The 19802-nt window shown below is 72.2% G+C and carries 21 protein-coding genes; 18 read left to right on the plus strand and 3 right to left on the minus strand.

From position 1 onward, the window contains the following. Window positions 1-6 precede the first annotated feature (6 nt). From AB0L74_RS23150 to AB0L74_RS23205, 12 genes are all read left to right on the plus strand, one after another. Complete coding sequence (locus AB0L74_RS23150) at window positions 7-1260, plus strand: AAA family ATPase (protein WP_365655401.1); 1254 nt, start codon at window positions 7-9, stop codon at window positions 1258-1260. After that, entirely contained in the window at window positions 1257-1670 is a 414-nt protein-coding gene (locus AB0L74_RS23155; RefSeq protein WP_365655403.1) for a pilus assembly protein, read from the plus strand. Before AB0L74_RS23150 ends, AB0L74_RS23155 begins: the two co-directional genes overlap by 4 nt. 190 nt (window positions 1671-1860) lie before the next feature. Then, window positions 1861-2175 (plus strand): TadE/TadG family type IV pilus assembly protein, encoded by a 315-nt coding sequence (locus tag AB0L74_RS23160; protein ID WP_365655487.1) that lies wholly within the window; start codon window positions 1861-1863, stop codon window positions 2173-2175. A gap of 37 nt (window positions 2176-2212) precedes the next feature. After that, a complete protein-coding gene (locus AB0L74_RS23165) occupies window positions 2213-3553 on the plus strand; it encodes a CpaF family protein (RefSeq protein WP_365655406.1) in 1341 nt (446 codons plus the stop codon). Window positions 3554-3567: 14 nt separating this feature from the next. Next, window positions 3568-4512: a type II secretion system F family protein gene (locus AB0L74_RS23170; RefSeq protein WP_365655409.1), complete on the plus strand. Its 945-nt coding sequence runs from the start codon at window positions 3568-3570 to the stop codon at window positions 4510-4512. A gap of 20 nt (window positions 4513-4532) precedes the next feature. Beyond that, window positions 4533-5420 carry a DUF5936 domain-containing protein gene (locus AB0L74_RS23175; protein WP_365655412.1) on the plus strand — a complete coding sequence of 296 codons (888 nt, stop codon included), beginning with the start codon at window positions 4533-4535 and terminating at the stop codon, window positions 5418-5420. A 17-nt stretch (window positions 5421-5437) separates the two neighbouring features. Further along, window positions 5438-6841, plus strand: a complete 1404-nt coding sequence (locus AB0L74_RS23180; RefSeq protein ID WP_365655415.1) for a histidine kinase — start codon at window positions 5438-5440, stop codon at window positions 6839-6841. A gap of 44 nt (window positions 6842-6885) precedes the next feature. Beyond that, window positions 6886-7815 (plus strand): response regulator transcription factor, encoded by a 930-nt coding sequence (locus AB0L74_RS23185; protein WP_365655418.1) that lies wholly within the window; start codon window positions 6886-6888, stop codon window positions 7813-7815. A 148-nt stretch (window positions 7816-7963) separates the two neighbouring features. Beyond that, window positions 7964-8161 (plus strand): hypothetical protein, encoded by a 198-nt coding sequence (locus AB0L74_RS23190; RefSeq protein ID WP_365655421.1) that lies wholly within the window; start codon window positions 7964-7966, stop codon window positions 8159-8161. Beyond that, window positions 8161-8769, plus strand: coding sequence for a pilus assembly protein TadG-related protein (locus tag AB0L74_RS23195; RefSeq protein ID WP_365655425.1), 609 nt, complete (start codon window positions 8161-8163; stop codon window positions 8767-8769). The genes AB0L74_RS23190 and AB0L74_RS23195 overlap by 1 nt, the downstream gene beginning before the upstream one ends. Before the next feature lie 16 nt (window positions 8770-8785). Further along, the gene (locus AB0L74_RS23200) at window positions 8786-9361 is read left to right on the plus strand and encodes a hypothetical protein (protein ID WP_365655428.1); all 576 of its coding nucleotides are present in this window, start codon (window positions 8786-8788) and stop codon (window positions 9359-9361) included. A gap of 7 nt (window positions 9362-9368) precedes the next feature. Beyond that, a complete protein-coding gene (locus tag AB0L74_RS23205) occupies window positions 9369-9983 on the plus strand; it encodes an OmpA family protein (protein WP_365655431.1) in 615 nt (204 codons plus the stop codon). A 72-nt stretch (window positions 9984-10055) separates the two neighbouring features. Here the strand turns inward: AB0L74_RS23205 and AB0L74_RS23210 are convergent, their stop codons facing one another. After that, the gene (locus tag AB0L74_RS23210; RefSeq protein ID WP_365655434.1) at window positions 10056-10427 is read right to left on the minus strand and encodes a DUF192 domain-containing protein; all 372 of its coding nucleotides are present in this window, start codon (window positions 10425-10427) and stop codon (window positions 10056-10058) included. Between the two features lie 129 nt (window positions 10428-10556). Between AB0L74_RS23210 and AB0L74_RS23215 the strand changes: the two genes are divergently transcribed. The 5 genes from AB0L74_RS23215 (at window position 10557) to AB0L74_RS23235 (ending at window position 17465) form a co-directional block, all read left to right on the plus strand. Continuing rightward, window positions 10557-11363 (plus strand): class I SAM-dependent methyltransferase, encoded by an 807-nt coding sequence (locus AB0L74_RS23215; protein ID WP_365655436.1) that lies wholly within the window; start codon window positions 10557-10559, stop codon window positions 11361-11363. Window positions 11364-12357: 994 nt separating this feature from the next. Continuing rightward, window positions 12358-13131 (plus strand): isoprenyl transferase, encoded by a 774-nt coding sequence (locus AB0L74_RS23220; protein ID WP_365655439.1) that lies wholly within the window; start codon window positions 12358-12360, stop codon window positions 13129-13131. Between the two features lie 333 nt (window positions 13132-13464). Then, window positions 13465-14790, plus strand: coding sequence for a PhoH family protein (locus AB0L74_RS23225; protein WP_365655442.1), 1326 nt, complete (start codon window positions 13465-13467; stop codon window positions 14788-14790). A gap of 448 nt (window positions 14791-15238) precedes the next feature. After that, window positions 15239-15943 (plus strand): transglycosylase SLT domain-containing protein, encoded by a 705-nt coding sequence (locus tag AB0L74_RS23230; RefSeq protein WP_365655446.1) that lies wholly within the window; start codon window positions 15239-15241, stop codon window positions 15941-15943. Window positions 15944-16088: 145 nt separating this feature from the next. Then, the gene (locus AB0L74_RS23235; protein ID WP_365655450.1) at window positions 16089-17465 is read left to right on the plus strand and encodes an AI-2E family transporter; all 1377 of its coding nucleotides are present in this window, start codon (window positions 16089-16091) and stop codon (window positions 17463-17465) included. 87 nt (window positions 17466-17552) lie between these two features. Here AB0L74_RS23235 and AB0L74_RS23240 read toward each other — a convergent pair whose 3' ends face one another. Beyond that, complete coding sequence (locus AB0L74_RS23240; RefSeq protein WP_044383473.1) at window positions 17553-18086, minus strand: alkyl hydroperoxide reductase; 534 nt, start codon at window positions 18084-18086, stop codon at window positions 17553-17555. Window positions 18087-18092: 6 nt separating this feature from the next. Then, window positions 18093-18647, minus strand: a complete 555-nt coding sequence (locus AB0L74_RS23245; RefSeq protein WP_029384905.1) for a peroxiredoxin — start codon at window positions 18645-18647, stop codon at window positions 18093-18095. Between the two features lie 178 nt (window positions 18648-18825). Here AB0L74_RS23245 and AB0L74_RS23250 point away from each other — a divergent pair, with 178 nt between their 5' ends. Beyond that, on the plus strand, window positions 18826-19767 hold the full coding sequence (locus AB0L74_RS23250; protein WP_365655454.1) for a hydrogen peroxide-inducible genes activator: 942 nt from the start codon (window positions 18826-18828) through the stop codon (window positions 19765-19767). Window positions 19768-19802: the final 35 nt, after the last annotated feature.

Consider the following 19802-nt stretch of genomic DNA (forward strand, 5'->3'; position numbering starts at 1 on the left):
GCCCGCATGCCCACGAGGATCCTCCCGGCAGTCGGCGACGCGGACGCGGTCCGGTCCATCACGACCCTGCTCAGCCAGCTCCCGGACGCCGAACCGGTGACCCCGGTGGTCGACTCCACCCAGCTCGTCGACGCCCTCGCCCGCCTGGCCGCCGAGTCGGTCGACGAACTTCCCGAGGTCGTGATCGTCCACGAGCGGATCGGCCCCGTCCCGGCCCTGGAACTGATCCGCGACGTGGCCCTGCGCTTCCCCGCGGTCGGCGTCATCCTCGTCACCTCCGACGCCAGCCCCGGTCTCTTCCAGGCCGCCATGGACTACGGCGCCCGCGGCCTGGTCGCCCTCCCCCTCGGCTACGAGGAACTCGCCAGCCGGGTCCAGGCGGTGGCCCAGTGGTCGGTGGGCGTACGGCGGCACCTGGGCGCCGGCGGCGACGTGTTCACCGGCGTCGGCGGGACCGTCGTCACCGTCAGCGGCGCCAAAGGCGGGGTCGGGGCGACCCTGACCGCCATCCAGCTCGCCCTCGCCGCCCAGGCGTCCGGCCGCGGTACCGCCCTGGTCGACCTGGACCTCCAGACCGGGGACGTCGCCTCCTTCCTGGACGTCCAGTTCCGCCGCTCGGTCGTCGACCTGGCCGCCATCAGCGACATCTCCCCCCGCGTCCTGGCCGACGCCGTCTACCGCCACGAGACCGGCGTCGCCCTGCTGCTCGCCCCCGGCGAGGGCGAACGCGGCGAGGACGTCACCGACCGCGCCGCCCGCCAGATCGTCGGCGCCCTGCGCTCCCGCTACGACGTCGTCGTCATCGACTGCGGCGCCCAGCTCAGCGGTGCCGGCGCGGCGGCCGTGGAGATGGCCGACACGGCGCTGCTGGTCACCACCCCGGACGTGGTCGCCGTCCGGGGCGCCAAGCGCGCGGTGCGGATGTGGGACCGGCTCCAGATCCGCAAGGCGGAGGAGACGACCGTCGTCGTCAACCGCCACGGCAGGAACGCGGAGATCCAGCCGCCCCTGATCCAGAAGATCACCGGCACGGCGGTCGCCGCCACCACCGTCCCCGCGCACTACAAGGAGCTCCAGAGCGCGGTGGACGCCGGCCGGGTCCACGAGCTGGACGGCAAGAGCACGGTGAAGCAGGCGCTGTGGACGCTCGCGGGCGAACTGGGGCTGGTGCGGGCCGCCGAGGGCTCCCACCGGGCGGGCCGGCTGCGCGGGGACCGGGCGGCGGTGGGCTTCCGGCGCCGCAGGGAGGCGGGGGGATGAGGAGGACGCGTACGGCCGCGAGGACGCGTACGGCTCCGGGGGAGCGGGACGCCGGCCAGGTCACCATCGAGTTCCTCGGCATGACGCCGACGATCATCCTGACGCTGGTGGTGCTCTGGCAGCTCGTGCTCGTCGGGTACACCTTCACGCTCGCCGGGAACGCCGCGGACGAGGCCGTCCGCGCGGCGACCGCGGCGGCGCCGGGGGCCCGGCAGGGCGCCTGCCGGCAGGCCGGCCTGGAGAAGCTGCCGGACGCCTGGCAGGGCGGCGCGGCCGTCGACTGCGGCACCGCCGGCGGTTATGTCACCGCCGACGTCGACCTGAGGGTCCCGCTCCTCTTCCCCGGCACGATCGGGCTCCCGTTCGACGTGCAAGGCCACGCGGGCGCGGTCGAGGAGGAGAAGGACTGAGATGCGCACGGAGAAACGGACGGTACGGCGTACGGACCGGCCCGGGGAAAGGCGTACGCGAGGTCGTACGGAAAGTCGTACACGAAGCCGTACGGACGGGCGGCCCGCGCAGCCGGGGGCCGGAACGCCGTACGGCCGGTCCCGGCCCGGGAACCTTCGGGGGCGGGGCGGCGACCGGGGGCAGGCCGCCATCGAGTACATCGGCTTCCTGCCCGTCCTGATCGCCGTCGCCATGGCCGCCGTACAGCTCGGCCTGATCGCCTACACCGCCCAGCAGGCGGGCACGGCGGCCCGGGCCGGCGCGCGCAGCGCCTCCCTCCAGGAGAGCGCCCAGGACGCCTGCGCGTCCGTCGTCAGCGGCTGGCTGGCCGACGGCACCGACTGCCCGCCGTCCTACGGCGCCGGCGAGGTGACGGTCACCGCCACCGTCGACATCCCCTCGATCGTGCCCGGCTGGGACTTCGGGGACGCGACCAGGACCGCGACCATGCCGCTCGACCACTGAACGACCCACGCGGACAAGGAGCGAGGAGCACCGGACCATGAGCCTGCGCGCACGCATCCACACCCCCGAGGAGCACGCCGGTGGCCGGGGCGAGGACGGTCATCTGGTCGCCTCCTACCGGTCCAAGCTGCTGGAGGAGATCGACCTGGCGGAGATGAGTTCGCTCGCCGCCGCCGAGCGCAGGGCACGGCTGGAGCGGGTGCTCGGGCACATCATCAGCCGCGAGGGCCCGGTGCTGTCGACCGTGGAGCGCTCCCAGCTGATCCGCCGGGTCGTCGACGAGGCGCTCGGCCTCGGCATCCTGGAGCCGCTGCTCGAAGACGCGTCCATCACGGAGATCATGGTGAACGGCCCCGACGCGATCTTCGTCGAGCGCGGCGGCCGGGTCGAGCAGCTCCCGCTCCGCTTCGCCTCCCACGACCAGCTGATGCAGACCATCGAGCGGATCGTCTCCACGGTCAACCGCCGCGTGGACGAGTCCCATCCGATGGTCGACGCCCGCCTCCCCTCCGGCGAACGCGTCAACGTCATCATCCCGCCGCTGTCCCTGACCGGCGCCACCCTCACCATCCGCCGGTTCCCGCGCTCCTTCACCCTCCAGGAGCTCATCGGGCTCGGCTCGCTGGACGAGCACATGCTGTACCTGCTGGCCGGACTGGTGCGGGCCCGCTTCAACATCATCGTCTCCGGCGCGACCGGAACCGGGAAGACCACCCTCCTCAACGCCCTGTCCGGCCTGATCCCGGAGCACGAGCGCATCATCACCATCGAGGACTCCGCCGAGCTCCAGCTCCAGCAGGCCCACGTGATCCGCCTGGAGTCGCGGCCCGCGAACGTCGAGGGCAAGGGCCGCATCACCATCCGCGACCTGGTCCGCAACTCCCTGCGCATGCGCCCGGACCGCATCGTCGTCGGCGAGGTCCGCGGCGGCGAGTCCCTCGACATGCTCCAGGCGATGTCGACCGGCCACGACGGCTCCCTGGCCACCGTCCACGCCAACAGCGCCGAGGACGCCCTGACCCGGTTGCAGACCCTGGCCTCCATGTCCGACGTGGAGATCCCCTTCGTCGCCCTGCACGACCAGATCAACAGCGCCGTCGACGTCATCGTCCAGCTCACCCGCTTCGCCGACGGCGCCCGCCGCATCACCGAGGTCGCCCTGCTCGACAGCCACGGCGGCGAGCCGTACCGCCTCGCCACGGTCGCCCGCTTCCACGCCCGCCCGATGACGGCCGACGGCCGCGTCCACGGCGCCTACGAGCACTACCCGCTCCCGCGCCGCACCGCCGACCGCCTCTACATGGCGGGACAGCCGATCCCGCAGGCGTTCGGCGTCGCCCGGACCGCGGACCAGCTCGCCACCCGAGAAGCCAGGTAGGTAGGAACCGCCCCATGGATCTGCGCACCCTCGTCCCGCTCACCACGGGCATCACCCTGCTGACCTGCGTTCTGGCCGTGCTGGGCGTGCACTCCTACGCCGCGGGCAGGGCACAGCGCCAGGCCCTGGCGGACCGGCTGGCCGCCTCCGGGCAGGTCCCGTCCGCCGGCCGCCGGCGCCGCTTCGACACCCTGGACCGCCGCCTGCGCCGTACGCAGGCGGGCCGGAAACTGGAGCTGCGGCTGGCGGCGACCGGCCTCGACATCACCCCCGGCGAGTTCTCCGTCTGCATGCTCGCCGCGGTCGCCGGGCTGTGGCTGATCGGCCAGGCCGCCCTGGCCCCCTTCTTCGGGCCGCTCGCCGGGCTGCTGGGCGTGTGGGCGGCGGCGCAGTTCCTCGGCTGGCAGCGGCAGAAACGCATCGAGAAGTTCATCAACCAGCTCCCGGAACTCGCCCGCATCCTGGCCAACGCCACCCAGGCCGGCCTCGCGCTGCGCACCGCGATCTCCATGGCGGCGGAGGAACTGGAGGCCCCGGCCGGCGAGGAGCTCGGCAAGGTGGCCGCCCAGCTCGCCGTCGGCGCCTCCATGGACGACGCCCTCGGCGAACTCGCCGACCGCCTCCCCTCCCGCGAACTGGTCGTCCTCGTCACCACCCTGGTGCTGTCCAGCCGGGCGGGCGGCCAGGTGGTCAGCGCCCTGCGCAACCTGACCGAGACCCTGGAGGAGCGCAAGGAGACCCGGCGCGAGGTCCGCACCCAGCTCTCCCAGGTCACCCTGACCTCGTACGCCGTCCCCGTCCTCGGCGTCGGCTCGCTGTTCCTGATGAACGGGGTGAAGGACGGCGCCCTGGAACGCATGACCGGCTCACCCGCCGGCCAGGTCGCGGTGATCGTCGCCTTCGCGCTGTACGCCGTCGGCTTCGTCCTCATCCGCCGCCTGTCCCGCATCGACGTCTGACCGGCCGGGAGGAAACCGACATGGCACTGCTGCTCGCCGCCCTCATGGGCCTCGCCGTCTGGGGCGTCTTCGCCGGCGTCCGCATGTACCGGGCCGAGGCCAGACTCCCCGCCGACCTCGCCCTGGCCCTGGAGGTCGGCGCCACCCGCACCGGCGCCGTCGACTCGCTGATCGACCGCATGGGCATGCGGTACGCGCCCGCCGTGCTGCGCCTCATGGGCCCCGCCCTGGTGGCCCGGTACCGCCGCAAGATCGACCTGGCGGGCAACCCCGGCGGCCTGACCATCGACCGGTACGCCGCCCGCCGCGCGGTCTACGGCTTCCTCGGCGCCGTCGGCTTCCTGGTCTTCCTGCTGCGCGGCCAGATCCTGGTCGCCCTGCTCCTGCTGGCCTTCGGCGCGTTCTGGACGGAGGTCGGCATCTGGGCGGCGATCCGGGTCCGCAAGGACGTCATCGAGCGGACGCTTCCCGACTTCCTCGACGTCCTGGCGGTCGTGGTCAGCGCCGGCCTCGGCTTCCGCCAGGCCCTCGACCGCGTCGCCTCCCGCTACGAAGGCCCCTGGGCGGACGAACTGCGCATCACCCTGCGCCAGATGGACCTCGGCATGAGCCGCCGCCAGGCCTTCGCGGAGCTGCGCCGCCGCAACGACTCCGAACAGGTGGCGATGTTCGTGACGGCCCTGCAGCAGGGCGAGGAACTCGGCGCGCCCATCGTCGACACGCTGGTGTCCCTGGCCCGGGACATGCGGCGCACGGACGCGCAGAACGCCCGCCGCAAGGCGGCCCGCGCCGTACCCAAGGCCACCATGATGATCACCACGTTCATGGTCCCGGCCACGATGCTCCTGCTCGGCGCCGGCCTGATCCTCGGCTCCGGTACGGACTTCGGGACGATCACAGGGGAGTAGAGGGGCGGGTGAGGACCATGCCGACCGCGGACGCGCCGGACGGGGCACCGCAGATCACCACCCCGCCCGCGGGCACGGCCCCGCCCGGGCAGGCGCCGGCCGGCGCACCGGACCGCGAGGGGCCGCCCGGGCCGCCCGGGCGGGTACCGGCGGACGGCCGGACGGACCCGCCCACCCTCCCCATCCAGATCAACGCCCTCCAGGCCATGTGCCGGCAGGTCTTCGGCTTCCGCCTCGCCATGATCGCCCTGGCGGCCCCCTCCGCCCTGCTCAACGCCAACCCCGGTCTGGGCGTCCGCCTGGTCGGCGCCGCGGTGGTCGTCACCTTCATGGGCTCCTACGTCCTCTTCCGGGACTGGGAGCGCTTCGGCCCCCTCCTGCTGCGCCACCCCAGCCTGCTGGGCCTGGACACCCTCTTCGGGGCGCTGCTGCTGGTCTCGGCGGGCCCGGACACCACGCTCGCCTACGTCAGCGTCTGCACCCCGCTCCTGGCCGGCCTGGTCTACGGCTGGCGCGGAGCGGCCGTCTTCGCCTCGCTCCAGGCGCTGATCCTGCTGCTGGCCCACACGGCGCTGCGGGACCCGCGGCCCGGCCCCGCGGAGTCGCTGCTCCTGCCCGGCCTGTGCGTCATCGCCGGAGCCGTCGGCTCCAGCCTGCGCAACCTGATGTTCCGCTTCGGCGCGGCCACCCGGGCCCTGACCGCCGTGCGGGCCCGTCTGGCCGTCACCGAGGCGGTCGGCGCCGAACGGGCCCGCCTCGCCCGCGAGCTGCACGACTCCGTCGCCAAGACCCTGCACGGCGTGGCCCTGGCGGCCGACGGGCTCGCCGCCTCGGCGGGCGCGGACCGGATGGACCCGGCCCTCGTCAGGCGGCAGGCGGAACTGGTGGCCCGCTCGGCCCGCAGGGCCGCCGCCGAGTCCCGCGCACTCCTGGCCGACCTGCGCCGCGAGGCGGACCCCGACCACGCCACGGACCTGCTGGCGGAACTGGCCGCCCGCACCCGCGACTTCGGCGCCCGCACCGGCCTGCGCGCCACCTACCACCCGACCGGAGACGACGGCACGCCCCTTCCGCCCGTCCCGCCCGCTGTGGCCCGCCAGCTCCTCACCATCGCCTCGGAGGCCATGGAGAACGCCCACCGCCACGGGGCGCCGACCCGCGTCGAGGTACGGGCCGGCGTCCACGGCGACCAGCTGCGCCTCAGCGTGTACGACGACGGCCGCGGCCTGCCCGCGGACACCACCCTCGAACAACTCCGCCGCACCGGCCACTTCGGCCTGGTCGGCATGGTCGAGCGGGCCACCTCGGTGGGCGCCCGCCTCCACATCGGCCGGGGCGGCCACCCCAAGGGCACCGAGGTCCGCCTGGACCTGCCGCTGGCCGCCCTCACCACCACCGGCGCCCCGCCCCCGGCCACCTGAACACCGCCATGCCCGTCCCGACGACAGGAGAGGAGGCCGCGCCGATGCCGGACCTCACCGACCACCCGGCACGCCCCGCCGGAGCTCCGCAGCCACCGCCCCCGGACCCGTTCCCCGGCCTGCCCGCGCCCACCCGGCCGGCCTGCCTGCGGGTGGTGGTCGCCGACGACAACCCGGTGGTCCGCGCGGGCCTCACCGCGCTGCTCAACGGCCGGGGGGACATCCAGGTCGTCGCCGAGGCCGCGGACGGACGCCAGGCCTGCGAGGCCGCCCTCGAACACCGCCCGGACGTCGTCCTCCTCGACGTCCGCATGCCCGGCGTCGACGGCCTGTCCGCCCTGCCGTACCTGGTGCGCGTCGCGCCCGTGATGATGCTGACGTACAGCGGCGAGTCGGACACCGTACGGGAGGCTCTGCGCCGGGGTGCCGGAGGTTATCTGGTCCACGGCGAGTTCACGGCCGACCAGCTCGCCGACGCCGTACGGGACATCGGACGCGGCAAACCCCACTTCACGCCGACGGCGGCCGAGGCCCTGCTGGCGAGGATCCGGGCGGAGACGGGCCACGGGGAGCAGGCGGACCTCCCGCTGGGAGGTGCGACTGCACACGGCAATGATTCACCGATGGCGACGACGGACAACGCCGAACTCCGCTTAGGCGGAGCCGAAGTGCCGCTGTCATCCACCCATTCGCCGCAATATGCGGCCCGCACTCTTTCGCATCTGCAACCTTCTGTGGGACAGTCGTCGTCCAGGCCGTCGACGTACCGGCTGAGCGCGAGGGAGGCGGAGATCATGGACCTGATCGCGTACGGCATGACGAACCAGCAGATCGCCGCCACCTGCTTCATCAGCGAGAAGACGGTCAAGAACCACATCAACCGCATCTTCGCCAAGCTCCAGAGCACCAGCCGGGCCGAGGCCGCGGCCAAATGGCTCGGCACGGTGCCGGGCACTCGCCGGGGACGGGAGTGAGGCGCGATGACGAGCGGGGGGAGCCGGAGGCGACGCCGGGGCTTCGATTGGGCCCGGGATTGGGCCCTCGGGCCCTCTTGGGGACGGGGGGCCCGGCCGTACCGTGCCCGGGTCGAAAGCGGAATCGGCCACCGTGGAGGGGAACAGCATGAGCAACTGGATCAACACCATCGCCTCGCACCTGCGGACTCGTGCCGCCCACGACGACCGGGGCCAGACGGCGGTGGAGTATCTGGGGATCATCGCCGTGGTGGTGGCGATCGTGCTGGCGATCACGGGTACGGACATCGGGCAGTCGATCTACGACGCGATCACCCAGAAGATCGCCGAGGTCACCGGCGGCTGATGCGGCCGGGCAAGTTCAGCGATACAGGGCAGGCCTTCCCCATCTACATCACGGTAGTGGGAGGTCTGCTCTTCCTTGCGTTTGCCTACCTCGCGGTGGGCCAGGCGGCGGTGAACAGGAACGGCGCTCAGACAGCGGCTGACGCGGCGGCGCTCGCAGCGGCACAGGAGACACGGGACGAACTCGCGGACGTGTGGGCAGAAAACGTGCTCGATCCGGCGAAGTGGCAGGCCATCTTCGAAGGTGAGGTCACGGGGATCGGTTCTCCCTGCTGGCGTGCCGAGGAACTGGCCGCCCGTAACGATGCCCGCGTGTTGAACTGCGGTCCGCAAGGCCCCCTCGGATTCACTGTGGAAGTCGAGACGAACAAGCCCGTGGGGGATTCCATCGTCCCCGGCACCGCGGACAAGAAGTCCCGGGCGACCGCCCACGCGGTCATCGAAGCCCGCTGCGGACTTCCTCCGGAGGATTCCGGGGACGACGTACTGCCACAGCTCACGTGCGAGGACAGAGACTGGGTCCTGGACCCGGACCACCTCGTCGACCTGCCGGAAGCCGATGACCTCTTTGACGTCCATCTGGCCGACTGGGAAGCGGACAACGAGTGATGAAGGAAACGGAGTCATGAGCATTCGGTTCACGACGCAGGCGCTCAGAGGGTCACTCGCGCTGCTTGTCATGGCCGGACTGGCGCTCACTGCGGCAGGCTGCGGTAGCGGGGACGACGACAAACCGCGGAGTTCGGCATCCTCCTCCAAGGAGGGCGATTCCGCGCCGACTGCGCAAGAAGGGCAGTCGGAAGAGCCGCTGGCCGAAATGAAAGGCTCGGACGGGCTGTTTCTCCGGATCACCTCGGCGCAGCGCGATTCCGGCGGATTCATCACGGTGAACGGCACTCTCAAGAACGATGGCGCCAAGGCCGCCGTCGTCCCCGCGGCGTTGAGTGGCAACGAAACCGAGATCGTGAGAAACGGCCGGTCGCTCGGCGGTGCCACGTTGGTGGACCCGAAGGGGAAGAAGCGGTACTACGTGCTCCGTGACACGGATGGCCGTCCGCTGACGACCACGGGATTCTCCACGATCAAGGCCGGTGACAGTCTCTCCGTGTTCATGCAGTTCCCCGCTCCGCCCGCAACCACGACCGAGGTCACCTTCCAGTTGCCGACATTCTCCAGCGGCACCATCCAGATCTCCGGGTGAGGCACCGATGACCCCCACCCGTCTGGCTCTCGCCCTCGCCACCACCACCCTCCTGCTCGTCACCGCCGGGCCGGCCCGCGCCGACGAGGGCCCCAGCGTGCCCCCGGGCACCGAGGCGTCCGCCTCCGCCCCCGTCGAGCCGGACCCCAACGACCCCGATCTCAAGCTTCCGGACGGTGCGACGCTCGCCCAGGCGAAAGTGCTGGACATCAAGTCGGTCGTGGAGGACCAGAGCGGTGACGAACGCCGTGAGGACACCAACGCGGACGTGAAGTTCGCGCTCCAGGCCGAGGTGCTGTTCGGCAAGGACAGCGCCAGGCTGAGCGCCGAGTCCCGGGCCCGTGTCGCCGGCATCGCCGAGGAGATCAGGGCGCAGAACGCCACGAGGATCCGCGTCTTCGGCTTCACCGACGACCTCGGCTCCTCCGCCCACGGCGACGTCCTGTCCAAGCGGCGCGCCGACGCCGTACAGCAGATCCTGGTCCAGGAACTGGACGACGCGGACATCACGTACGAGGTGCGCGGCTACGGCGAGCAGTACCCGATCGCCGACAACGCGACCGAGGCGGGACGGAAGAAGAACCGGCGGGTCGAGGTGTCCTTCCCGCGTTCGGAGGGCTGACCACGGCCGTCGTACCCGGCCGGTGACGCGGCGTCCGCGGCGGCCGAGGGCGCGGCGGGAGACGGCGGCGGTCTATCCCGGCACCACCGTCACCCGCCCCCCGGCCCGCAGCCCCCACCTCGCCATCGCCCCGGCCCCCGCCTCCAGGACGTGCCGGGCGCCCACGCGCGGCAGGCCCAGCCGGCCCGGCCGCATGGTCCGGACGGCGAGGACCGTGAGGTGCCGGTCCAGGTAGGCCACGTCGATGGGGAACCGCATGCGGAAGGTGTGCACACCGGCGGCCGGGGTCAGCAGCATCGCGCCGTCGACGGCGTCCCGGCCCAGCAGCCCCCTGGTGCGGGCGCGGTAGGAGGCGGCGATCTCCAGCGGGACGCTCACCGGCGTCTCCCCGGCCCCCGCGCGCACGATCAGCGTCCCCCGCCCGTCGGACCATCGCCGCCGCATACCCGAGCCCTCCGCTCCGCCTCACCCACGTCCCCGGCCTCGACGGATCTGCCCCGCACCGCCCCGGCCAACCGTCCCCCGCCCCGAAATCGGTTGCCCGCCCCGCGGCCCCCGGGTAGGAACGACGCCATGGCCCCCCAGTCCTCCCCTGCCCGCCCGCCGTCCCGCGCCTTCGAAGACCTGGTCGCCGAGGCCGTCGCCGCCCCCACCGAAGGCTGGGACTTCTCGTGGTTCGAGGGGCGGGCCACCGAGGCGCGGCCCTCGTGGGGGTACGCGCGGTCGATGGCCGGCCGGCTGGGCGGTGCGCGGGCCGTGCTGGACGTGCAGACCGGGGGAGGGGAGGTGCTGGACTTCGCGCTCGGCACCGCCCCGCGCCGGCCCCGGCTGGTCGTCGCCACCGAGGGCTGGCCGCCCAACGTCGCCGAGGCCGCCGCCCTGCTGCGTCCGCGCGGCGTCGCGGTCGTCGCCTCGCCCGAGGACGCGCCGCTGCCCTTCGCGGACGGATCCTTCGATCTCGTCGTGAGCCGGCACCCCGTCGAGCCCCACTGGACGGAGATCACCCGCGTCCTGGAGCCGGGCGGCACCTACTTCGCCCAGCACGTCGGTCCGGCCAGCGTCTTCGAACTCGTCGAGTACTTCCTCGGCCCCCTGCCGGAGGAGTCCCGCACCGCCCGGCACCCCGACCGGGAGCGCGCCGCCGCCGAGGCCGCCGGGCTGGAGATCACCGACCTGCGCGCGGAGCGGCTGCGGATCGAGTTCCACGACATCGGCGCCGTCGTCCACTTCCTGCGCAAGGTGGTCTGGATGGTGCCCGGCTTCACCGTCGAGGAGTACGAGCCGCGCCTGCGGGCCCTGCACCAGCGGATCGAGGCCGAGGGCCCCTTCGTCGCGCACAGCGCCCGGCACCTCTTCGAGGCCCGCAGACCCGGCCGGTGACCGGGCGGACGGGGGCCGGCCGGCCTCACGCGAGCGGGCCCACCGTCACCTTCCCCACCACCAGCTCCGCCTCCGCCTCCAGCACGGCGCCCACGCGGGCGGCCTGTTCGGCCGGTTCCCCTTCACGGCGCGCCGCCAGGCGCCCGAGCGGCCCCCGGCCGCCACCCAGGCCGGATCGCCCTCCAGGAGCACCTCCTCGATCTCGGTAGGCGGCAAACACGGGCAACCGGTGACGCAACGCCCGCAGATCCTCGCAGAGTTTCCACATCGTTATGCATCCCCCTCGCATCCGGTGCGCGTGATCACATAAGTTCAGACCAATGCATTCGCGCCAGCAAAGCTGCGCGAGGGGTACCGCGCAGTGGAGGGGGCTGCGCGGTGCCACGCCCCCTGTGTACGCCGGTCGAGGGAGGGCGCGCGCGACCCGGGTCACCCGGGTGGGGGATACCGGTGCGGACACGCCGTGCGAGCCCCCGCGCACGCATCCCCCCGGATGCCTCGGCATCTCACCCGGATCCCCTGTGATTCCGCTGTCTTCCGGCCGGGCGTCCACTGTGAACAAGGCATTCCGCGTCAAGCGCGGCGTCGCCGGGTGGCTCCGGAGAGTAGTTGTTTCCCGCCGATGCACGCAACATCCCTTACGAAGGGTTATGGTGGAACCCCCCCCTCGGGCCGGTCCGTCTCCCCCCCCACGGACCGGCCCGTTTTTCTTCCCTGGTCACAGGCCCGCGCCCCCTCCCGCCCTCTCTGCGCGCCCGTGCCTCCCCGCTGCTCCCCGCGGCCGGGCGCACCGCCCCTCCCGGGCCGCGCCCAGTCCCAGCACACTCATCCCATCGAACCCACAGCCCCCGTCCGTCACACCCCGCCCCCACCCCGGGCCCCCGCAGCGGTAGGCTTCGCCTCCGGGGGACCGCCATACGGACAGAGACCGCCCTCGGCCGTGCCTGGGCCGACGCCGCGCCTGTCCGATCCGTACGGAGGGGCTGACAATCACGTGAACCTGCGCGACACACTGCGCAGCCTGCTGGTCCGGCTGTACGCACGCCGGGTGGAGGGCCACCTGGACCACGCACAGGTGCCCAAGCACATCGGCGTCATCATGGACGGCAACCGCCGCTGGGCGAAGGCCGCCGGTTCCACCACCGCCCAGGGCCACCGGGCCGGCGCGCACAAGATCGAGGAGTTCCTCGGCTGGTGCGCCGAGACGGACGTCGAGGTCGTCACGCTCTGGCTGCTGTCGACGGACAACTTCGACCGGCCGCAGGAGGAACTGGTCCCGCTGCTCGGGATCATCGAGGACGTCGTCCGCTCACTGGCCGCCGACGGCCGCTGGCGCGTGCACCACGTCGGCGCGCTCGACTTGCTGCCGGCGCAGATGCAGAGCACCCTCAAGGAAGCCGAGGAGGCCACCGCGCACGTCGACGGGATACTCGTCAACGTCGCCATCGGCTACGGCGGACGCCAGGAGATCGCCGACGCGGTCCGCTCCATGCTGCTCGACGCCGCCGGCAAGGGCACCTCGGTCGAGGAGCTCGCCGAGGCCGTCGACATCGACATGATCGGCCGGCACCTCTACACCAGCGACCAGCCCGACCCGGACCTCGTCATCCGCACCAGCGGCGAGCAGCGGCTGTCCGGCTTCATGCTGTGGCAGACCGCGCACTCCGAGTACTACTTCTGCGACGTCTTCTGGCCGGCCTTCCGCAAGGTCGACTTCCTGCGCGCCCTGCGCGACTACGCGGCCCGCCACCGCCGTTTCGGCGGCTGACACGCGCGCCCCCGAGGGCAGCGGGCGAGGCCGGGCGGAGCGGACTCGCCCCACTTCACGAGGTGTTCACCGGCGCGCCGTCATATGCCGTGGCATGGCCGCGCCGGTTGCCGGGCATAACCCAGGCAGGCCGACACCCGAACCACGGGCGTCGGATCTCAGCGGGAGGCCCGGAGCCGCCCGCCCGGGAGGCCCGTTGCACCAGCCCGACCGTGTGGTCACCGCACGGACGACGAGCGCCAGGGCCGGTTCTCGGCCCGTGCATCGCGGCCGACGACCGGTCCAGCTCACTCTCGTCGCTCCCCGACCTCATCCGAGGGGGTACGTCCTTCCGTGGTGACCAGCGCACAGCGCCACAAGCCAGACCGGCGCACCTATGTCCTCGACACCAGCGTCCTGCTGGCCGACCCGAACGCCCTGAGCCGCTTCGACGAGCACGAGGTCGTGCTCCCCGTCGTCGTGGTGACGGAGCTGGAGGCCAAGCGGCACCATCCCGAACTCGGCTACTTCGCCCGGCAGGCCCTGCGCCTGCTCGACGACTACCGGGTCCGGTACGGCCGCCTCGACACGCCCCTCCCGATCGGGGACCTCGGCGGAACCCTCCGCGTCGAGCTCAACCACTCGGACCCCAGCGTGCTGCCCAGCGGCTACCGCCTGGGGGACAACGACTCCCGCATCCTCGCGGTCGCGCGGAACCTCCAGGCCGAGGGGTTCGACGTCACCGTCGTGTCCAAGGACCTCCCGCTCAGGATCAAGGCGTCCTCCGTCGGGCTGCTCGCCGAGGAGTACCGCGCCGAACTGGCCATCACGGACGCCTCCGGCTGGACCGGCATGGCCGAGCTCACCCTGTCCGCCGAACAGGTGGACATCCTCTTCGAGGAAGGGCACATCCACGTCCCCGAGGCCGCGGACCTGCCCGTGCACACCGGCCTGACCATCCACTCCGAGCGCGGCCGGGCGCTGGGCCGGGTCATGCCCGACGGCATGGTCCGCCTGGTGCGCGGCGACCGGGAGGCGTTCGGCGTCAAGGGCCGCAGCGCCGAGCAGCGCATCGCCCTCGACCTGCTCCTGGACCCGGACATCGGGATCGTCTCGATGGGCGGCCGGGCCGGCACCGGCAAGTCGGCGCTGGCGCTGTGCGCGGGGCTGGAGGCGGTGCTGGAGCGCCGCCAGCACGAGAAGATCATGGTGTTCCGTCCGCTGTACGCGGTGGGCGGGCAGGAGCTCGGCTATCTCCCCGGCACCGAGGCGGAGAAGATGAGCCCCTGGGCGCAGGCCGTCTTCGACACGCTCTCGGCGGTCACCAGCCGGGAGGTCATCGAGGAGGTCACCGCGCGCGGGATGCTGGAGGTGCTCCCGCTCACCCACATCCGGGGCCGCTCCCTGCACGACGCGTTCGTCATCGTCGACGAGGCCCAGTCGCTGGAACGCAACGTCCTGCTGACCGTGCTGTCCCGGATCGGCGCCAACTCACGGGTGGTGCTGACCCACGACGTGGCCCAGCGGGACAACCTCCGGGTCGGCCGGTACGACGGAGTCGTCGCCGTCGTCGAGAGACTGAAGGGGCATCCGCTGTTCGCCCACGTCACCCTCACCCGGTCCGAGAGGTCCCAGATCGCCGCCCTGGTGACCGAAATGCTGGAAGACGGGCAGATCTGACGACAGAACACCGGTAAGGGCCGGTAACGCGGCAGTTGGCGCCGTCCGGAAAAGGCGTAGAGCCTAGCCGGGCGGCGCCTTCGCGCGTACGGCTTTCCGGGAATCCCCTGGGAGAAACGGGATGTGAGCTTTCCCACGCAACGCGGAATTGCCTCCCGGCGTCGGGTTACGGCAGAGTCTCACTCCTGTCAGGCCCCGCATACGACACAGTTGTGCCCCGTGGGGGTGCCTCCGCGCCGTCCAGGCGTGGGGGAGGTACGGCGCCACGGACGAAGTCCCAATTCCATAGCGATGTCGTATGCCGCCCGAGCACCACGCGGCGCTCCCGCCACGGGAGTTGCTCACCGGGCCCGTGCCTCCCGTGACCCCGTAGTTGGGGAGGCCAGTGCCAGGGGCACGATTGCGTCCGCCAGGGTCACCGAGGCGGGCGATGCTGGAAGGAAACCGTGTGAGCCGGATCTCGGTCCGGGGATTCGCAGTGGCCTCGGCCACGGCGGTCACCGCTGTCGGAAGCGTCGTCGGCGTTGCCTCGGGCAGCACCGCGCAGAACAACGACGCGGAAGCGACGGCCGCGGGCACGACGCTGCTCGCGGACATCCCCGCGGGACAGCAGGCCCAGGTGCAGACCGCGTCCCTGACGCAGCAGGCCGACGCACAGGCCATCGCGGCGGACGCGAGCGCCAAGAAGGAAGCCGAGGAGGCGGCCCGCAAGGCGGCCGCCGAGACCGCCATCGCGAAGAAGGAGGCCGCCGAGAAGGAGAAGGCGGCCAAGGAGGCGGCGGAGCGGGAGCGGAAGAAGCGGGAAGCCGCCAGCCGCGACGCGAGCCGTGACGCGACCAGCTTCGCCGTCCAGAGCTCCTACTCCATCGCGCAGATCCAGGCGATGGCGCGTCAGATGGTGCCGGGCGGCCAGTTCCAGTGCTTCAGCAACATCGTGAACCACGAGTCGAGCTGGAACTACAAGGCGGTCAACCCCTCCTCCGGCGCCTACGGTCTCTTCCAGGCCCTGCCGGCGGGCAAGTACGCCTCCGCGGGCGCCGACTGGCAGACCAATCCGGCCACCCAGATCAAGTGGGGCCTCAACTACATGAACGAGCGGTACGGCAGCCCGTGCGACGCCTGGACCTTCTGGCAGGCCAACCACTGGTACTGAGCCGTCCCCCGGCACCGTCACCGGTGCCCCGCTCCACCTCGCGCAGCCCCTCGCCGACCTACGGCGAGGGGCTTTCGCCCTGTACGGTCGGATCCGACGACTCCAGGGGGGAGTGGTACGGAGAGACGGGGGAAGAGGACGGATCATGTCGCGAGTGCCAGGGTGGCTGGGCCGGATCGGTACCGGTCTGACGGAGATGAGCCGGCGGCTGGACCAGCGCCGGGCCGAGGTGGACGCGGAGGACACCGGGCCCGTACCGCCCGCCGGGCACGCCACGCCCTCCGCCGACCACGTCCCGCCGCCCCCGGACTACGCGCCCGCGGTCCGTGCCCGCCCCGACCCCGCGCAGGCCGTGCCGTGGGGCGTGCGCGTCGCGGCGGAGGCCGGCTGGCGCCTGCTGGTGCTCGCCGGCACGGTCTGGGTGCTGATGCGGGTGATCAGCGCCGTCCAGCTGGTCGTGCTGGCCTTCGTCGCCGCGCTGCTGATGACGGCGGTGCTCCAGCCGACGGTGGCACGGCTGCGGCGGCACGGCGTGCCACGGGGGCTGGCCACGGCCATGACGGCGATTCTGGGCTTCGTCGTGATGGGGCTGATCGGCTGGTTCGTGACCTGGCAGGTCATGGAGAACATCGACACCCTCTCCGACCAGGTCCAGGACGGCATCGACGAGTTGCGCCGCTGGCTGCTCAACAGCCCGTTCCATGTGACCGACAAGCAGATCAACGAGATCGCCAAGAACCTGCGCGAGGCGGTCGGCGCCAACACCGAGCAGATCACCTCGATGGGCCTGGAGGGCGTCACGGTCGTCGTCGAGGCGCTGACCGGGCTCCTGCTGGCCGTCTTCTCCACGCTGTTCCTGCTCTACGACGGCAAGCGCATCTGGGAGTGGACGCTGAAGCTGGTGCCGGCGGCGGCCCGCCCGGGCGTGGCCGGCGCCGGCCCGCGCGCCTGGCGCACGCTCACCGCGTACGTCCGCGGCACGGTGATAGTGGCCCTGATCGACGCCATCTTCATCGGTCTCGGCATCTACTTCCTCGATGTGCCGATGGCCGTGCCGCTGGCCGTGTTCATCTTCCTGTTCGCGTTCGTCCCGCTGGTCGGCGCGGTGGTCTCGGGCGCGCTCGCGGTCGTCGTCGCGCTGGTCACCCAGGGCGTCTTCACGGCCGTCATGACCCTGGTCGTGGTCCTCGCGGTGCAGCAGATCGAGGGGCACATCCTCCAGCCGTTCATCCTGGGGCGCGCGGTGCGGGTCCATCCGCTGGCGGTGGTGCTCTCGGTCGCCGCCGGCGGCATGGTGGCCGGCATCGGCGGCGCGGTGGTCGCCGTACCGCTGGTCGCGGTGACGAACACCGTCGCCGGCTATCTGCGGGCGTACTCCCGGGAGGCCGCCCTGCGGCAGGCCCCGAAGCCGCACGGCGCGACGTCGACGGACGCGGCCCCGGCGGCGGACGTCCCGGCCTCCCCCGCCTCCTCGCCCTCGCCGCCCGAGGAGCCGCGCCCGCCGCAGGCGCCGGCGGAATGAGCGGCGCGGGCGGCCCGGGCAATACGGCAAGGCCCCGCTCACCGGGGGAGGTGAGCGGGGCCTCGGCGTACCGACCGGCGGGGACGACTACTGGGCGAGGACCGCCTCGGCGTCCAGCGTGGCGCCCACGGCCTGGATCACGGCGGCGATCTTGAACGCCTCCTGGACCGTCTCGCGGCTCAGGCCCGCCTTGCGCAGGACCTGCTCGTGCGAGTCGAGGCACATGCCGCAGCCGTTGATCGCGGAGACCGCGAAGGACCACAGCTCGAAGTCGACCTTGTCGACACCGGGGTTGCCGATGACGTTCATCCGCAGACCGGCGCGCAGGGTGCCGTACTCGTGGTCCGACAGCAGGTGCCGGGTGCGGTAGAAGACGTTGTTCATCGCCATGATGGCGGCGGCCGACTTGGCGGCCGTGTACGCCTCCGGCGTGAGGTTCGCCTTCGCCTCCGGCTCCAGCTCGCGCAGCACGATGGGGGAGCGCGAGGCGATGGCGGTCGCCAGCACGGTGCCCCACAGCTGCTGGGCGGGCAGCTCGGAGTTGCCGATGACCGAGCCCAGGTTGAGCTTCAGGTCCTTGGCGTAGTCCGGTATGGCGGACTTCAGGGCGTCGAGCGACATGTCAGATCACTCCCCGGCCAGCAGCGCGACCGGGTCGAGCGTCTCGTCGCCCTTGCTCCAGTTGCAGGGGCACAGCTCGTCGGTCTGGAGGGCGTCCAGGACCCGCAGGACCTCCTTCGGGTTCCGGCCGACGGAGCCCGCGGTCACCATGGTGAACTGGATCTCGTTGTTCTGGTCGACGATGAAGACCGCGCGCTTGGCGAAGCCCTCCTCGTCCTCGATGCCCAGCGCCCGCATGAGCTCGTGCTTGGAGTCGGCCATCATCGGGAAGGGCAGGTCACGCAGGTCGTCGTGGTCCTTGCGCCAGGCGTGGTGGACGAACTCGGAGTCACCGGAGAAGCCGAGGATCTGGGCGTCGCGGTCGGCGAACTCGTCGTTCAGCTTGCCGAAGGCCGCGATCTCGGTCGGGCACACGAAGGTGAAGTCCTTGGGCCAGGCGAAGATGATCTTCCACTTGCCCTCGTAGGTCTTGTGGTTGATCTTCTCGAACTCCTTGCCCTTCTCCAGCGAGACGCAGGCGGTCAGTTCGAACTCGGGGAACTTGTCACCGACAGTGAGCACACGCTCTCCTTGCAGCGAAGAAACACCCGCTTTGCGAGCGTTTCCCATGGGTTGGACGCTGCCGATGTTGGCACAGGGCCCATTGATTAGGGAAATAGCTACACTCGGTCGGGTTGATCGGAGGTCGCTATTAATGACCGTGAATGGACGTGAACGCGGTGGAGGTACGGCTGTGGGGATGACCGCGGGCAAGAAGCGGCAGCCCAGCCTGGCCCAGCTCCGCGCCTTCGCGGCCGTCGCCGAGCATCTGCACTTCCGTGACGCCGCCGCCGCGATCGGCATGAGCCAGCCCGCCCTGTCGGGCGCCGTGTCCGCCCTGGAGGAGGCACTCGGTGTCACCCTGGTGGAGCGTACGACGCGCAAGGTACTGCTCTCGACCGCCGGTGAGCGGCTCGCGGTGCGGACCAAGGCGGTGCTGGCGGAGGTCGGGGCGCTGCTGGAGGAGGCGGAGGCGGTACGGGCGCCGTTCACCGGCGTGCTGCGGCTCGGCGTCATCCCGACCGTCGCGCCGTATCTGCTGCCCACCGTGCTGCGCCTGGTGCACGAGCGCTACCCGGACCTCGACCTCCAGGTCCACGAGGAGCAGACCGCCAGCCTGCTGGACGGGCTGGCCGGCGGGCGGCTGGACCTGCTGCTGCTGGCCGTGCCGCTCGGCGTGCCCGGCGTCACCGAGCTCCCCCTGTTCGACGAGGACTTCGTCCTGGTCACGCCCCTGGACCACCCGCTCGGAGGCCGTGAGGGCATACCCCGCTCGGCGCTGCGCGAGATGCGGCTGCTCCTCCTCGACGAGGGCCACTGCCTGCGCGACCAGGCGCTCGACATCTGCCGCGAGGCCGGGCGCGAGGACGTCCCGGCGACCACCACGGCCGCCGGGCTGTCCACGCTGGTGCAGCTGGTGGCGGGGGGCCTCGGCGTGACGCTGCTGCCGCGCACCGCCGTCCGGGTGGAGACCTCCCGCTCCAGCCAGCTTCTGACCGGGTCCTTCGCCGACCCGGCCCCCACCCGCCGGATCGCCCTGGCCATGCGCACGGGCGCCGCCCGCTCCGCGGAGTACGAGGAACTGGCGGGGGCCCTGCGCGAGGCGCTGAGCGACCTGCCGGTGCGGACCGTCGCGGCCTGAGACCGCCCCGGACCGTCCGCACCGCCCGGACCGGC

The sequence above is a fragment of the Streptomyces sp. NPDC052020 genome (genome assembly GCF_040680575.1).
GTDB lineage: Bacteria > Actinomycetota > Actinomycetes > Streptomycetales > Streptomycetaceae > Streptomyces.